13 protein-coding genes are annotated in these 14232 nt (G+C 67.7%); 12 read left to right on the top strand and 1 reads right to left on the bottom strand.

Annotation, left to right across the window (positions count from 1 at the left end):
* Positions 1–192: 192 nt before the first annotated feature.
* The 3 genes from GUY23_RS15855 (at position 193) to GUY23_RS15845 (ending at position 2341) form a co-directional block, all read left to right on the top strand.
* Positions 193–942: an IclR family transcriptional regulator gene (locus GUY23_RS15855; RefSeq protein ID WP_166974052.1), complete on the top strand. Its 750-nt coding sequence runs from the start codon at positions 193–195 to the stop codon at positions 940–942.
* Between the two features lie 2 nt (positions 943–944).
* On the top strand, positions 945–1388 hold the full coding sequence (gene aroQ / locus GUY23_RS15850) for a type II 3-dehydroquinate dehydratase (protein WP_166974049.1): 444 nt from the start codon (positions 945–947) through the stop codon (positions 1386–1388).
* 92 nt (positions 1389–1480) lie between these two features.
* On the top strand, positions 1481–2341 hold the full coding sequence (locus GUY23_RS15845; protein ID WP_166974046.1) for a shikimate dehydrogenase: 861 nt from the start codon (positions 1481–1483) through the stop codon (positions 2339–2341).
* Between the two features lie 50 nt (positions 2342–2391).
* Here the strand turns inward: GUY23_RS15845 and GUY23_RS15840 are convergent, their stop codons facing one another.
* Positions 2392–3135, bottom strand: coding sequence for a DedA family protein (locus tag GUY23_RS15840; protein ID WP_166974043.1), 744 nt, complete (start codon positions 3133–3135; stop codon positions 2392–2394).
* 108 nt (positions 3136–3243) lie between these two features.
* Between GUY23_RS15840 and GUY23_RS15835 the strand changes: the two genes are divergently transcribed.
* The 9 genes from GUY23_RS15835 (at position 3244) to GUY23_RS15795 (ending at position 14199) form a co-directional block, all read left to right on the top strand.
* Positions 3244–3702: a hypothetical protein gene (locus tag GUY23_RS15835; RefSeq protein ID WP_166974040.1), complete on the top strand. Its 459-nt coding sequence runs from the start codon at positions 3244–3246 to the stop codon at positions 3700–3702.
* Entirely contained in the window at positions 3617–5293 is a 1677-nt protein-coding gene (locus tag GUY23_RS15830; protein WP_228282455.1) for a sensor histidine kinase, read from the top strand. Before GUY23_RS15835 ends, GUY23_RS15830 begins: the two co-directional genes overlap by 86 nt.
* The gene (locus tag GUY23_RS15825) at positions 5290–5949 is read left to right on the top strand and encodes a response regulator transcription factor (RefSeq protein WP_166974038.1); all 660 of its coding nucleotides are present in this window, start codon (positions 5290–5292) and stop codon (positions 5947–5949) included. Before GUY23_RS15830 ends, GUY23_RS15825 begins: the two co-directional genes overlap by 4 nt.
* 63 nt (positions 5950–6012) lie before the next feature.
* The gene (locus tag GUY23_RS15820) at positions 6013–7230 is read left to right on the top strand and encodes a glycosyltransferase family protein (protein ID WP_166974035.1); all 1218 of its coding nucleotides are present in this window, start codon (positions 6013–6015) and stop codon (positions 7228–7230) included.
* A complete protein-coding gene (locus tag GUY23_RS15815) occupies positions 7220–8650 on the top strand; it encodes a glycosyltransferase family 4 protein (RefSeq protein ID WP_166974033.1) in 1431 nt (476 codons plus the stop codon). Before GUY23_RS15820 ends, GUY23_RS15815 begins: the two co-directional genes overlap by 11 nt.
* Positions 8647–9891 (top strand): glycosyltransferase family 4 protein, encoded by a 1245-nt coding sequence (locus GUY23_RS15810; protein ID WP_166974030.1) that lies wholly within the window; start codon positions 8647–8649, stop codon positions 9889–9891. The genes GUY23_RS15815 and GUY23_RS15810 overlap by 4 nt, the downstream gene beginning before the upstream one ends.
* Positions 9888–11720, top strand: a complete 1833-nt coding sequence (locus GUY23_RS15805; RefSeq protein ID WP_166974028.1) for an ABC transporter ATP-binding protein — start codon at positions 9888–9890, stop codon at positions 11718–11720. Before GUY23_RS15810 ends, GUY23_RS15805 begins: the two co-directional genes overlap by 4 nt.
* Positions 11717–13048, top strand: a complete 1332-nt coding sequence (locus tag GUY23_RS15800) for a phosphotransferase family protein (protein WP_166974025.1) — start codon at positions 11717–11719, stop codon at positions 13046–13048. The genes GUY23_RS15805 and GUY23_RS15800 overlap by 4 nt, the downstream gene beginning before the upstream one ends.
* The gene (locus GUY23_RS15795) at positions 13045–14199 is read left to right on the top strand and encodes a phosphotransferase (protein WP_166974023.1); all 1155 of its coding nucleotides are present in this window, start codon (positions 13045–13047) and stop codon (positions 14197–14199) included. The genes GUY23_RS15800 and GUY23_RS15795 overlap by 4 nt, the downstream gene beginning before the upstream one ends.
* Positions 14200–14232: the final 33 nt, after the last annotated feature.

The following is a 14232-nucleotide window of genomic DNA, read 5'->3' as shown; positions in this document are numbered from 1 at the left end:
ATCTCTCATTCTCGTGGACCGTCGGTGGGCCATCGATACAGATCTTGTGTTGCCATAGTATGGCAATCATTGTTACATTGTGGTTTACAGTGTGATCGACATGACATAGCCTGTCAACGTGAGTCAGTGAGGAACAGCCTCGTCGACCGCAGTCGATCACTCATCAGTCGCAGCAACGCAAGGAGGCGAGATATGCCGCCCAAGGGCTCGAACTCGGTGACGAAGACCTTCGAGATGCTCGATCTCCTCGGCGAACACCCCGACGGCATCAGTGCCGCGCAGGCCGCGGAGATCACCGGCCACCCGTTCTCGACGGCCTACCGACTCCTCGGCGGTCTCGTCGAGTCCGGCTATGCCAGCTTCGATGCGCGCACGAAGGTCTACACCCTCGGCATGGAGGTCTTCCGCCTCGCGCAGAAGGTCGCCCACCGGCGCGGCCTTTCAGGCGCGACGAAGGACCTGCTCGAAGACCTCACGGCGACGACGGGGGAGTCGAGCATCCTCGCCATCCGCCGCGGAAACGCCGCACTGACCGTGCTCACGGTCGACGGCCCGCAATTCCGGACGACGACCGACCCGGGCGACGAATCCCCGCTGCACACCTCGGCGATCGGGCAGGCCCTGCTCGCCCACGACGAGAACGCCGATGCCACGATCGCCGCCCTCGACCTCGAAGCGCGGACCCCGTATTCGATCATCGATCCCGAGCAGATGCGCAGAAAACTCGAACAGATCCGCGACACCGGATGGGCCGGCCAGTCCGAGGAGAACGACATCGGCATGAATGCGCTCGCCGTACCCGTCTTCGACCTCGACGGTCGGCTGCTGGCCGCACTCGCACTCGCCGCCCCCGTCTTCCGCCGCAGCCTCGACGAACTCGTCGCGCTCGTGCCCCAACTGACCCAGACCGCCGCGGCCGTCGCCGCCCGATTCCCGAGGTGACCATGGAAGAAGTCCTCGTCCTCAACGGGCCCAACCTCAACCTCCTCGGTGAGCGCGAGCCCGAGATCTACGGCCGCACCACCCTGGCCGACATCGAGCAGATGTGCGCGGATGCCGCCGCCGAGGCGGGGCTGTCCGTCCGCTGCATCCAGTCCAACTATGAGGGCGGGCTCATCGACGCCGTCCACGACGCCCGCCACTCCACCGTCGGAGCGATCATCAACGCGGGCGCGTACACGCACACGTCCCTGGCCCTGCACGATGCGCTGAAGTCCTATGACCACCCGATCATCGAAGTGCATCTGAGCAACCCGCACGCCCGGGAGGCCGTGCGCCACCACTCTTACCTCTCGCCCGTGGCCGCGGCCGTCATCGCTGGTGCCGGTGCGAAAGGCTACGTTCACGCGGTGGAGATCCTCGCCGACCTCCTCGGCGCGGATACCTGACCGGAAGCGCCGATTCCTGACCGGAAGCACAGCTTCCTGACCGCTCATCCCGACCCCCTGACCACGACAGAGACGCTCCTGAAAGTGAGATTATGACTCGTTCCCTCCTCCTCGGCCTCATCGGCGACGGCATCTCCGCCTCCCGGACCCCGCGCATGCACGAGAACGAAGGCGCCGCGCACTCCATCCCCACGATCTACCGCACGATCGACGTCACCGAACCGAAGCGCGCCGAGGCGACCCTCGAGGAGCTTCTCACCGCAGCCGTCCGACTCGGCTTCGATGGGCTCAACATCACCCACCCGTTCAAACAGCAGGTCATCGACCTTCTCGACGAGGTGGATCCGGTGGCCGCGCGCATCGACTCGGTCAACACCGTCGTCATCGACGAGACCGGCTCGACCAAGGGCTTCAACACCGACGTCACCGGGTTCGCAGCCGGGTTCCGCGCCGGATTGGACGGTGCCGCCACCGAGGCGGTCGTGCAGATCGGTGCGGGCGGAGCCGGCCGTGCGGTCGGGTTCGCCCTGGCCGAACTCGGTGTGGGTGAACTCATCATCGCCGACACCGACGTCGAACGTGCCGCGGGCCTGGCCGCGGACATCGGCCGGGTGGACGCGGTTCGCACCCGGGCACGAGCGATCGGACTCGATGAGCTGGAGGCGGCGGCCGCCTCGGCGAATGGGATCGTCAACGCCACCCCGGTGGGGATGAAGGCCTATCCGGGAACCCCCGTCGATACGACGGTCTTCGGTGCCGACACCTGGGTCGCCGACGTCGTGTACTTCCCGCTCGAAACGCAGTTCCTCGCCGAGGCCCGGGCCAAGGGGTGCCGGACCCTCGACGGATCGGGGATGGCTGTCAATCAGGCCATCGACGCCTTCGAACTCTTCAGCGGGCAGAGGGCCGACCCGGAGCGGATGCGCGAGACGTTCCTGTCCTTCGGGGCCTGAAGCGGCCGGGGAGACTGGCCGGTCCGACGGTCAGTCGTCGCCGGCCTGACTCAGTCCTCTGCGTGCTCCCCGGCAGCTTCCGCCTTCTTCTGCTTCCGGTATTCCCGGTAGAAGCTGACGACGAAGATGCCGACGATGAGGGCGAGCGTCAGCCACAGGGCGTACTTGTCGATGATCTTGAGGATATCGACGGCGGCCTCGCCGAGCTGATAGCCCAGCACGGTCCAGATGAGGGTGAAGATGAGACAGCCGATGAGGTCGGCGATGAGGAACAGTGACAGGCGCATCCGGGTCCAGCCGGCGACGATGTAGACGAGAGTGCCGGGAATGCCCGGGCAGCGCGAGATCACTGTCATGAGGAACAGCGCCCAGTTCGGGATCTTCTTCAGCTGGTTGATGCGTTTGAGCTGGCGCTCGTTCTGCGCGAAGAGCCGCAGCACCCCGTCGCCCCACCGTCGCCCGGCGAGCCAGAACGCCCAGTCGAGCTTGGCCATGCCGATGAAGCCGGCGATGATGACCAGCCACAGCGGGATCTCACCGATGCGGGCATAGGCGGCAGCCGCGACGATCGAGGTCTTCGCCCCGTTGATGAACTCCTGGACGACCGGGGCGTGGACGAGCATCCATGGTCGCAGCGGCATGAGTCCGAGGTAGATGAGCGGGACTCCGATGATGATGAACAGCAGCAGCTTATCGAGGCCGGCGGCCTTGCCCTGCCACGGTTTGATCGCCGCCCAAGGACTCTCCTTCGGCTGGTCCTCGGCCTCGTCGCGGTCCACGCGGTCGTCGCTCATCGGGCTCCTGCCGGTCGTCTGGGAGGTCGGCGCTCACGCTATCACAGGCGGCCGAACGGACCATCTAAGAAGACTCTCATCGGCTGCGGCTCGACAAAGACTGCGGGCTTGGGCAATGTGGAGGACGTGGGTGGACAATCGAAGATCCTCGGCTGGGTGATCGCCGGTCTCGTCGTCGTGCTCGCTGCCCTGACGCTCATCATCGTCCGCAGCACCGCACAGCCCGAACCCCCGGATCTCACCCCCGTCGAGGTGACACCCGAGCCGACAGAGTCCGGCGGCGACCCCGATGGTTCCGGTCAGCAGAGCAACGACCGCTCGAACCCCGACAGCTCAGGCTCCGGATCCGACTCGGACTCGAGGTCCTCGGGATCCGACGGATCCGCGGGATCGAGTGGCTCCGAGGCCCCCGACGAGATCGAGCATTCCTACGAACCGGTGCCGAACCCTCCGAGCGAAGTCCCCGACGACGGGGATGACGATGATGACGACGCGGATGATGACGACGACGGCGACGATGATGACGACGCGGACGACCATGACGACGGCGACGACGATGACGACTGACCCTCGCATCCGGCTCACCGTCCAGAACCGTCTGACGATCGCCGTGGCCGCCCTCTCCGTGCTCACCCTGACCGTCGTCGGACTCATCCTCTACACCGTCGAGTCCAATAGCGTCGTCAGTCGAATTTCAGCGTCCATGGCGCAGGAGATCGCCGAGATGAGGTCGTTCGCTCAGAACGGCGTCGACCCTCAGACGGGTCGCCCCTTCAGCTCGGTCGACCAGATCCTCTCCCAGTTTCTCGCTCAGAATCAGCCCGATGAGAATGAGACGCTCTTCGCGTTCCTCCCCGACGGGCGGGTGCTCTACCAGGGTGAGCCGGAGGGGCTGATCAACGGCTCGGGAGGGTTGGAGAAGGCCGTCGCCGGGGCAGCCGCGAAGGGAGGCGAGATCGAGCTGAGTGTCGACGGAGACCGGTACGAAGGCTACGTCCTCCCGATCGCCGGAGGCACCAAGGAGACTTCGGACGCCGGTGCGAGCACCGGGTCGGGTCCTTCTGCGACCTCGGGGACGGCACGTGAGAGCCGGTCGCCCGAACCTTCGGCGAACCCCAGCAAGAATCCATCCGATGTGGGAGAGATCGACGGTGTCGGACAACCGGGCAGCACGAACGGGGGCGGCGCTTTCGTCGTCGTCCACAATGTCACGGCCAGTCACGCCGACCTCTCCCAGTTCATGCAGATCTACATCATCGTCGCCCTCGCTGCCGCTCTCCTCATCTCCGGGATCTCGGCGATCCTCGCACGCCGGCTCCTCCACCCGGTCACCGAGCTGCGGCAGACCGCCCAGTCGATCTCCGGCGGTGACCTCAGCAGTCGCCTGGCGACGAAGGGCAATGACGATATCGCCGAACTCGGACACACCTTCAACGAGATGCTCGACCGGTTGGAAGCCGCATTCGAGACTCAGCGTCAGTTCCTCGATGATGTCGGACATGAGCTGCGCACCCCGCTGACCATCCTCGGCGGACATCTGGAGACCATGGACTCCAGCGACGCCGCCGATGTCGACGAGACACGCACGATGCTGCTCGACGAGACGGACAGGATGGGCCGCCTCGTCGAAGAGCTGCTCATCCTCGCCCGCGCGGGGCGCCCCGACTTCGTCCGCTTCGAGACCGTCGATCTGCGGACCCTCGTCGATGAGTCACTGGCCAAGGCCAAGGGGCTCGGAGACCGACACTGGCAACTCGATGTGCAGGAGACGCTGAGCTTCGCAGCCGACCGGCAGCGCCTGACCCAGGCCCTGCTCCAGCTGGCGGCGAATGCCGTCGAACACACCGAGGTGGGTCAGGCGATCGTCTTCGGCGCCCGCCGCGATGAGGACCACGTTCACATCTGGGTGCGTGACGAGGGCACAGGGGTTCCCGAGGAGATCGCCGCAGAGATCTTCGACCGCTTCCGCCGCGGATCATCCGAGGGCAAGGGCTTCGGCCTGGGGCTGTCGATCATCACCGCCATCGCCGAGGCGCACGGAGGCACGGTCGTATTCGACCAGGCCTCCGTCGGCGCCCAGTTCCGTATGATCCTGCCGACGGCGCCGCCCCTGCACGGGGGTCTGCCGAAGGAGAGCCTGCCGAAAGGACAGAAGTGAAGAGCATTCTCGTGGTCGAGGACGAACAGCGGATCTCCGCGTTCATCTCCAAGGGCCTGACCGCCGCAGGCTTTCGCCCGCAGATCGCCGCCGACGGGATCACCGGTCGAGACCTGGCCCTGACCGGAGACTTCGACCTCGTCGTGCTCGACATCGGACTGCCCGGGCTCGATGGTTTCAGCGTGCTCGAGCAGCTCCGAACCCAGCGACCGGAGCTGCCCGTGCTCGTGCTCACCGCCCGGGACAACCCGGACGACACGATCTACGCCCTCGAATCAGGGGCCGTGGACTATATGATCAAGCCCTTCCGCTTCGCCGAACTCCTCGCCCGGGTCCGGCTGCGGCTCAAGGAGAGCCCGCAGGAGCAGGAAGTCACGGAGCTCGTTCGCAACGAGGTGCGCATCGACCTGCTCAAGCGTCAGGTGTGGGTCAGGGACAGCCTCGTCGAACTCTCCGCACGAGAGCTGTCCTTGGCCGAGATCCTGCTGCGCCACCGCGGCAATGTCCTCTCCCGTGAACAGCTGCTCTCCCATGTGTGGGGCTTCGACTTCGACCCCGGCTCGAACGTCGTCGACGTCTACATCGGGTATCTGCGCAGGAAGCTCGGCACCGATTTCGTGACCACAGTGCGCGGGTTCGGCTACCGGGTGGACTGAACCTAAGATTCTTCTCATCCGCGTCTTAATTCCATCTTATGTGCAGCCGACAGGCTGAGATGCATGAGAAGACGACTGAGAATCGCACTGTTCTCCCATGACTCGCTGGGACTTGGCCACATCCGGCGCAATCGCGCGCTGGCCTTCGCCCTGGACCGTGAGCTGCCTGAACTGACGGGCCGAAAGGTCTCCGGGCTGCTCATCGCCAGCAGCCCCGAGGCCGCGCGATTCGACCTGCCGGCAGGCTGGGACTGGGTGATCCTGCCCGGAGTCACTCCCGCCGGCGGCGGCTATGCCCCGCGAGCGCTCGCCTCTTCGATGGCAGGGTTGAGCGCTCTGCGCACCGCAGCGATCTCGGCGATCCTCGACCAACAGCGACCCGAGCTCTTCATCGTCGACCGGCACCCGTTCGGCATCGGCGGTGAGCTGAGCGCCGCCATCGACCAGGTCCGCGTCCACGGGTGCCGCACCGTCCTCGGCCTGCGCGAAGTCCTCGACACCCCATCCGTCATCGCCGCCGAATGGGAGAGAGCCGGCGGAGCGAACCGTGTGGCCGAGGCATTCGACGCTGTCTGGATCTACGGCGACGCAGACGTCTACGACCCGCGGGCCACGGGCGAGGTTCCCGCCGTGCTGGCTGCCAAGGCGTTCACGACCGGCTACCTCTCTCACCACCGCCCGGATGACGGTGGTGCCGCGCCGGCGGCAGTCAGGTCCGACCGTTTCGTCCTCACCTGCCTCGGCGGAGGTTCCGACGGCGGCGGTCTCGCCTCCGTCGCCGTCGACGCGAGACCCCCGGACGGGCACCGCCACCTCATCGTCACCGGACCGCAGATGGATGCCGAGGAGTTCGACAGGCTGCGTGCCCGCGCAGCTGAGGACACCACCGTCATCCGCCACAGTGACGACATCCCCGGACTCGTCGCCTCCGCCGAGGCGGTTGTGTGCATGGGTGGGTACAACACGCTGGCCGAGCTGATGTCCACCAGCACCCCCGCCCTCGTCGTTCCCCGCAAAGGCCACCGGGCCGAACAGCCCAGGCGAGCCTTCGCCCTGGCGGCGGCGGAAGCGGTCGACACCCGCTCGATCGACTGCCTCGATGCCGAAGCGCTCGGTGACTGGTTCGCAGCGCATGCCGGAGCGCGGACCGACCGCTCACACATCGACCTGAGAGGACTGGCCGCCGTTCCCCGGCTGGCTGCCGAACTCATCGCGGGCCAGCCCGCGGCCATGCCGGACCACTTGCCCACCTCATTCGAGGAGACCAGCCATGCTGTCTGACACGACACCGACGACCTTGGAACCCACACACCCGGTCCAGGCGACCCCCATATCACAGCCGCCCGCCTCACGGCCTGCCCGCCGTCGCGCCTATGTGCTCAAGATGTACCCGCGGTTCTCCGAGACCTTCATCGTCTCCGAGATCCTCGCCCGCGAGGCCGCCGGCGAAGACCTCGTGATCTTCTCCCTGCGGCCGAGCACCGACACACGGTTCCACCCCGAACTCTCCCGCGTCCGCGCCGAGGTCATCCACATCGACCGCCCGTCGAGCGCCCGCAGCTTCTGGCAGACCTTCGCCGAGGTCGCAGCGGATCAGCACTTGGCCGCGACCCTGCCTGGCCGCCTCGGCGAATTGGCGGAACTCGACCACGACGACGCGATCCAAGCGCTCACCCTCGCTCGGCTGGCGCTCGACCACGACGTCACCCACCTCCACGCGCATTTCGCCTCGGTGGCGACGACCGTGGCCAGGGCCGCCTCGGCACTCACGGGCATCCCGTACTCGTTCACCACACACGCGAAGGACATCTTCCACGAGGACGTGGTGCTCACCGATCTGGCGCGCAAGACTGCCGACGCAGACCATGTGATCGCGATCAGCGACTTCAACCGGCGCTACCTCTCTCAGGTGCTCGGCCCCGAACTCGCCGATCGGGTCGTCGTCGTGCGCAACGGCCTCGAACTCGACCGCTTCCCCTACCGGCCACGGCAGGGCGGACCGGAAGACGCCGCGTCGGATCCCGCGCAGAGCCGGACCGTACCGAACGCACCCGGAACGGCGCGTCCCGGAGCGGACGAGGTCCCCTCGCTGTTGGCGGTCGGCCGCCTCGTCGAGAAGAAGGGATTCGCCCACCTGCTCGACGCACTCGCGCTCCTCCGCGCGCAGGGGACCACCTGCCGGCTCGACCTCGTCGGCACCGGCCCGCTCGAGGGCGATCTGCAGACCCGGACCCGCACGCTCGGCCTCGATGACCTCGTGACCTTCCACGGGGCGCTCACCCAGGCCGAGGTCCGCGACATGCTCACCGACCACGACCTCCTCGTCGTCCCGTTCGTCATCGGCTCTGACGGCAACGCCGATGGCCTGCCCACCGTGCTCCTCGAGGGCATGGCCACCGGGATCCCGTGCATCGCCGGGGCGGTCACGGCCGTGCCCGAGGTCATCGACCACGGCCGCACGGGGTGGCTCATCGATGGGTCCGATGAGCAGAACATCGCCTCCACCATCGCCGAGGTGGCCGTCGCCCTCCGTACGAATCCCGCGGACATCCGCGCCATCACCGATGCCGCCCGCGACCGAGTCTGCCGAATGCACGATTCGACCGTTCAAGCCCGCGAACTCGCTCGCCTCGCCGACGCAGCGGCGCTCGCTGCCGCGCCATCGACCGCACATCAGACCGAGATGGAGCCAGTCTCATGAGAATCGCCTATGTCCTCCTCGACCCCGGCGTCGGGGTCTTCGGCACGAAAGGTGCCAGCGTCCACGTCCAAGAGGTCGTGCGCACATTCCGGGCTCTCGGCCACGAGGTCAGCGTGTTCTGCACCCGCACCGACGACGACATTCCCGCAGACCTCGCCGACCTCGATGTCACTCGACTCGAGGTGCCGCGCGGACTCGACCGCTCTCAGCGGGAGATCGCGCTGCTGCGCCTGTCCGATATGCTCGCCGACCTGGTCACCGAGACCACAGCCGCAGGGCAGGCGGGGTTCGACCTCGTCTACGAACGGTATTCCCTGTTCTCCACCGCCGGCGCCCGCATCAGCGAACGCCTCGGGGTTCCGCTCGTCATGGAGGTCAACGCACCTCTGCTCGACGAACAGCGGACCCACCGCGGCCTCGTCCACGCCGAGCATGCCGCTCGCGCCACTGCGGCGAGCTTCGCCGGAGCCGACCGCATCGTGTGCGTGAGTGAACTCATCGCCGACTGGGTCCGCACGGACTACCCGGGTCTCGACGACGTCAGCGTCGTCCCCAATGGAGTGAATACGGAACGGATCACCCCGCAGGGCGATCACGGCAGACCCGGCCACGGCCGCCTCGGCGACATGGGCCTACGCGGGCTTGGTCCCAGCGTGCAGCGACCGGTCCGGATCGGGTTCGTCGGCACACTCAAACCCTGGCACGGCACGGATCGACTCATCACCGCCTGCGCCGGACTGACCGGGGACTTCCGCCTCGACATCGTCGGTCGCGGACCCGAAGCCGAAGCGCTCGAGGCACAGGTGCGTGCACTCGATCTGACCGGTCGAGTGCACTTCCACGGTGCGCTCGCCCCCGAGGCCGTGCCTGCGGCGCTGCGCGAATTCGACCTCGCGGTCGCCCCGTATCCGGCCGGGGAGAACTACTTCTCCCCGCTCAAGGTCTACGAGTATCTGGCTGCGGGACTGCCCGTCGTCGCCTCGGCGGTCGGAGCGATTCCCGGTGTGCTCGCCGAATCCGGAGCCGGAATCCTCACCGACCCGACCGACACTGCTGACCTCACCCGGGCCCTGCAGAAGCTCATCGACGATGGCGATCTGCGGGCCGAGATGGGTGCGCGTGCTCGGTCCGAAGCGCTGGCCCGCCATTCCTGGACCCAGCGGTGTCGGGAGATCCTCGCGCCGGTGGAGGAGCCTGCGGAGGCCCCGGTGGAGATCCGAACCACGGCGGTGAGGGCATGAGCGCGAAGAACATCTCCGCTTCCGCGCTGCGGCGCACCCTGCGGATCATCACCCCGCATCTGCCCGGGCACACGTGGCTGATCGTCGGCGGCATGCTTGCACTGTTGGCGGACGTCGTCTTCCGCATCCTCGAACCCTGGCCGATCAAGCTCGCCGTCGACGCCGTCACCGCGGCCCTCGGCGCACAGATCGCCCCGACGTTCGGCCTCGATGCAGGCGTCGGCACGACGCTCGCCGTCGTAGCGATCGGCCTCGCCGTCATCGTGGGCGGACGGGCTGCGGCGAACTACGCATCGACGATCTGCTTCGCCCTCGTCGGCGCCCGTGTGGCCACCCAGCTGCGCTCACGCGTGTTCGATCACGTCCAGTCCCTGTCGCTGCGGTACCACTCGAAAGCGTCGATCGGGGACACCTCGCAGCGGCTCGTCGGCGACATCGGACGCCTGCAGGAGGTCGCCGTGACAGCGGGACTGCCGTTGGTCGGCAACGTCGTCACCCTGGCAGTGCTCCTGGTCGTCATGGTCATCCTCGACCCTGTGCTCAGCGCGATCGTGCTCGCCACCGCCGCCGTGTACGGGCTGCTGTCGAAGGTCACGACTCCGAAGATCACGCGAGCCTCCCGCTCGACCCGCAAGGGCGAGGGCAGGCTCGTCGGATCCGCCGCCGAGGCGCTCGGCGCCATCCGCGTCGTCCAGGCCTACGGGCTCGAGAAGACCGTGGCCCGCGACTTCGCCGACGGTAACGAACGGGCACTCCAGGCCGGAGTCCGGGCACGCCGTCTGGCCGCCGGACTCGAACGCTCCACCGATGTTCTCGTGGGCATCTCGCAGGCACTCGTGCTCGCCTTCGGCGGGTGGCAGGTGCTGCGCGGATCGATGTCCCCGGGCGACCTCGTCCTCTTTCTCCTCTACCTCAAGATCGCGATGAAGCCGCTGCGGGACATGGCCAAGTACACCGGCCGCATCGCCCGCGCGGCCGCCTCGGGGGAGCGGATCGCCGATCTCCTCGACGAACCCGTCGAGATCGCCGACGCCCCGGGTGCGGTGACCATGGGCCCGGTCTCCGGAGACGTCGTCTTCACCGGCATCAACTCGGCCGACGGTCACGGCCGGCCCCTGTTCGACGATCTGGATCTGCTCATCCCCGCCGGACAGAAGATCGGCATCCTCGGGGCATCCGGGGCGGGTAAGTCCACCCTGGTCAGCTGCCTGCTGCGCTTGAGTCAGCCGGATTCCGGATCGATCTACCTCGACGGCTACGACACCCACAACGTCACGCGGGCCTCGCTGCGCCAAAATGTGTCCGTCCTCCTCCAGGAGTCCGTGCTCTTCGCTGCGAGCGTGCGGGAGAACATCCGCTACGGCCGGCTCGACGCCACCGACGCCGAGGTGGTCACTGCCGCCCGCGCGGCCCGCGCCGACGAGTTCATCCGGGCCCTTCCCGAGGGCTACGACACCGAACTCGGCAATCGTGGGGACACGCTCTCGGGTGGGCAGCGGCAGCGCCTGGCCATCGCCCGAGCCTTGGTCCGCGATGCCCCGGTCGTCGTCTTCGACGAAGCCACGACGGGTCTCGACCCGCAGACCCGCGCCGAGGTGGCCGACTCCGTCTCCGCTCTCACACAGGGCCGCACGAGCATCGTCATCAGCCACGACGTGGCGATGATCCGCGGGCTCGATCGCGTGGTGTGGCTCGAGGGCGGGCGGATCGTCGAGGACGGAGCGCCGAACGCTCTCGCCGCCGATGCGGGCACTCGGTTCGCCAGGTGGATCCGTTCGCAGTCCGATGACTCGGCGAGCGTACCCGTGCAGATGGGAGCCTCCTCATGACGGCGACGAGCTGTGATCAGGTGGACGCGGACTTCGCGAATCTGCCTTACGTCGGTCAGCTGCGCTCGGCGACCGCGTTGTCGCGGCGCTTGGGGTTCGCAGTCCGGCCGGTTCGCATCCGCATCAAACCGGGGCGCAGCGTCATCGTCGCGTGGCGGCGGAAGGAGGCCGGTCGCCTCGGCGCGTTCGCCGACTGGGGTTTCACAGCGGTGATGACGAGTCCGGACAAGCTCGCCAACGCACAGCGGCGAGCGGCCCGAAACGGGCAGGAACTGACCGTCCACGAGGCCGCCGATCCGCGGGCGGCGGGTGCGACCGGTGCTGTGCTGATCAGCGGCGGGGTGCTCGCTGATCCCCGGATCGGGAAACACATCGTGCGGGCGCTCGACCACCTCGGCGGGGATATCGAGATCATCGGCTACAACCCCGCACGACGGCTGCTGCTCAAGCACACTCCGATCGACGGGCCGCCGGAATTCGTGCGCATCGGTGCCGGGTCTCAACGCCACCTCGCCGAGGCGGCTGACCGGTGGCAGCGTGCACAGCTGCCCAGCCTGCCGGTCGAGTTCATCGGTCGGCGTCAGACTGCGACCCGTTCGCCCTGGTGGGGGACTGGTGACCTGTGTGAGCTGCCGGACCCGAGCGTGGCCGAGGAGGTCGGCATGATCGTCGCCGAACTGCACCGGGCAGAGCCGGAGCCGGTGAATGAACGGGTGACAGACGACCCGATCGACCAGGCCGAGGATACCGTTCGAACCCTTGCCCGCCTGGTGCCGGAACGCGGACCAGACCTCGACGAACTCCGTGTCGGACTGCGACGGCGTCTGCAAGGACAGGTCGACGCCGGTGGACCCGGCGCCGGTGGAAACGGCGTGCCGAGTGACGGGCACTCGGGGGAGTGGGAACTGCGGGAGATCCACGGTGACCTCAGTCCCGATCAGGTGCTTGTCTGTCATTCCGAGTGGCGGATCGTCGACCTCGACCGATCCGCGATCGGGCCGATCGGGATGGATCTGGGCCGGTGGGTCGCCGCGTGCCGACGTCATCCCGGACTGCACGACCTCGAACACCCCTTTCTCTACGGCTATCGTTCGGCCGGCGGGACAGACGTCGACCTCGGCGCGTGGACGGCCTGGGCGCTGGTCGTAGCCGGGCTCGAACCGTGGCGCAGCTGTTCGAAGACCTGGCAAGCCGAGACGATGCGGATCATCGATGCGGCGCGCAGTGCCTTGGGTGACGGTTCTATGGGCGACGTCGCACGCCCCATAGGCGCCGATGCCCTAGCCGCAGATGCTCGGGTCGCACACGCAGGAGGAGAACCGACGTGAGCACGAATCTCGACCACGATGCCGCAATGCACATCCCCGGCACGGTCACGATCGGCGGGACGGAATGCCCGGTGCGCAGGGCGTGGCCCGCCGGGCCAGGTCGCATCGCGTGGGAGGCAGTGGATTCCGACCTCGGGATCCGGGCAGGCTACCTCGACGAATCGGGTCTGAGACTCCTTGAAGCGGACAGCGATCCGAAGCTGCCGGGTCTCGCCGGCCTGCTCGAAGAGGGTGGTCGACTGATCTCGCACCGACCGGGCAAGCGTGCCGTCGTCCAACTGCCTGACGGCAGCTTCGCGAAAAGTGTCCGCGAGGGCAGAGCCGACGATGTCCTCACCGGGCAGCGGAGGGCGGAGGGCTTCATCCCCGGGTTCGCCCTCCCGCAGGTGCTGCGGTCGGATTCCTCGACCGTCGTACTCAGTGCGGTGCCCGGAGTCGAACTCCATGACCCTGCCGCGCTCGGTGCGGACTGGGCACGGGCCTGGGCGGAGGCGCTCGGCGCCTGGGCGAAGGCGGGATCCGGACCCGGACCCGGATCTGGGCCCGGTCCCGGACTCGTTCCCGGGTCCGGTTCCGCGTCGCAGTCGATAGTGCCGATCCACGATGCCGCCGCCGAGGTCGAGGTCTTGAAAACGTGGCGCGATCGCGCACTGCCCGTGCTCGCCGCTGGAGCCGGCGAGCTCGACGAACTCATCGTCGAGGTCTCGGCCGAACTCATCGGCGGCCCGTCCCGGGAACGAACGACCGAGCACACAACGGAGCCTGAAGGCGGGGCCACCTCGGCGAGGGACGACACATTCGGCCTCATCCATCGGGACCTGCACGATAAGCAGATCATGTGGGATCCGGTCGCCGGACCGGGACTGCTCGACGTCGACACCGCTTGCCGGGGCGAACGCGCACTCGACCTCGGCAACCTGAGAGCACACGCGCTCTGGCGCACCGAGCAGAATCTGTGGACCACTGCCCAGGCGGCCGCGGTCATCGACGAGATCGCCAGGACCGCCTCGGCGGCGGGAATCGACCCGGCTCGGGTGAGGGTGTACGAGCGAGTCACGCTCATCCGGCTCGCCTGTGTCTATGCCTTCCGCCCGGCGTGGCGGAACCGGACCGGGTGGCTGCTCGACATAGCCAGGTCACTGCAGAGCTGACCGTGCCGACGGGCCCGACCCGGGCCGACGGGA

Source organism: Brevibacterium atlanticum (assembly GCF_011617245.1).
Taxonomy (GTDB): domain Bacteria; phylum Actinomycetota; class Actinomycetes; order Actinomycetales; family Brevibacteriaceae; genus Brevibacterium; species Brevibacterium atlanticum.
This window is presented reverse-complemented; position numbering and strand designations above follow the sequence as displayed.

Coding starts and splice junctions, on each gene's coding strand:
- GUY23_RS15855 (WP_166974052.1), top strand. CDS start 193: ATGCCGCCCAAGGGCTCGAACTCGGTGACGAAGACCTTCGAGATGCTC.
- aroQ (WP_166974049.1), top strand. CDS start 945: ATGGAAGAAGTCCTCGTCCTCAACGGGCCCAACCTCAACCTCCTCGGT.
- GUY23_RS15845 (WP_166974046.1), top strand. CDS start 1,481: ATGACTCGTTCCCTCCTCCTCGGCCTCATCGGCGACGGCATCTCCGCC.
- GUY23_RS15840 (WP_166974043.1), bottom strand. CDS start 3,135: ATGAGCGACGACCGCGTGGACCGCGACGAGGCCGAGGACCAGCCGAAG.
- GUY23_RS15830 (WP_228282455.1), top strand. CDS start 3,617: ATGATGACGACGCGGATGATGACGACGACGGCGACGATGATGACGACG.
- GUY23_RS15820 (WP_166974035.1), top strand. CDS start 6,013: ATGAGAAGACGACTGAGAATCGCACTGTTCTCCCATGACTCGCTGGGA.
- GUY23_RS15815 (WP_166974033.1), top strand. CDS start 7,220: ATGCTGTCTGACACGACACCGACGACCTTGGAACCCACACACCCGGTC.
- GUY23_RS15810 (WP_166974030.1), top strand. CDS start 8,647: ATGAGAATCGCCTATGTCCTCCTCGACCCCGGCGTCGGGGTCTTCGGC.
- GUY23_RS15805 (WP_166974028.1), top strand. CDS start 9,888: ATGAGCGCGAAGAACATCTCCGCTTCCGCGCTGCGGCGCACCCTGCGG.
- GUY23_RS15800 (WP_166974025.1), top strand. CDS start 11,717: ATGACGGCGACGAGCTGTGATCAGGTGGACGCGGACTTCGCGAATCTG.